This window comes from Massilia sp. CFBP 13721, from assembly GCF_014842025.1.
In the GTDB taxonomy this organism is placed as follows: domain Bacteria; phylum Pseudomonadota; class Gammaproteobacteria; order Burkholderiales; family Burkholderiaceae_D; genus Telluria.
Genome location: NZ_JACYUY010000063.1, coordinates 1 through 839 on the forward strand (window position 1 = coordinate 1; position 839 = coordinate 839).

Annotated in this window: 1 protein-coding gene; it reads right to left on the reverse strand. The window is 58.2% G+C overall.

Going from position 1 to position 839, the window contains the following annotated elements; genetic code table 11:
* Positions 1-26: 26 nt before the first annotated feature.
* Positions 27-839, reverse strand: an 813-nt coding sequence (locus tag IFT60_RS26165; protein WP_192057022.1) for an IS110 family RNA-guided transposase, incomplete at its 5' end; no start/stop codon positions are given.

The window sequence follows — 839 nt, forward strand, 5'->3', positions numbered from 1 at the left end:
GTAGATACCGTCTTGACCGTCAAGCCCTACATCGCAAATTTTGGATCGTAGGGCTTACCGGAATGGACGACGCCGAAGCACAGGTGCGCCAGCTTGGGCATGGCTGCACCGATGGCTGCCATTTTGGATTTGCCTTTGGCGAGCAATCTGTCGTTCAAAGCCTTGATGTGAGGGTTCCAGCGCCTGGCGCCGACAGCAGGCAAGTACAGAACCTTACGCAGGTACGCAGGGCCCGCCTTGGACATGTGCGGCCGGTTACGTACTGAGGATCCAGACTCCCACATGACCGGCACCAGGCCGAGATAAGCCGCCAGCTGCTCGGCGCGCTCAAACGTTCGGCCAGCAAATAACGTCGTCATATGAGTCGCCACACGTGGTCCGACGCCTGGGATTGTTTCGAGCAGCTTCTTTTTGTTACGCAGATCCGGATCGTCATTGATGTGCTTGGCGATCATCTTTTCCAGGCGCTTGAGTTCGGCTTCCAGGAAAGCGATCGACTCCCTGATTGAGTCGCCTACCGCCTCGGGAGCTGAACTGAAGTCGTTCGCTTCCTGGCGATTTCGCTCGCGCTGAAGATCATCGGCGACAGCGTCGCGTCGCGTCAACAGGGCTTTGAGGCGCCGGGCCGAGGGCGATGGCGGCTGCCATGGCACAGGATTCTGGGCTGCGCCAAAGCGCGCGAGGACAGTACTATCTTCTTTGTCGGTCTTGTTCTTTATGCCCAGGCCTTGCGCAAAAGCGCGCAGTTGAGCTGGGTTGACCAATGAAACCACCAGGCCTGCATCGGCTAATGCCAACGCAGCGCTTTCGTGATACATCCCCGTCGGTTCCATGATGAC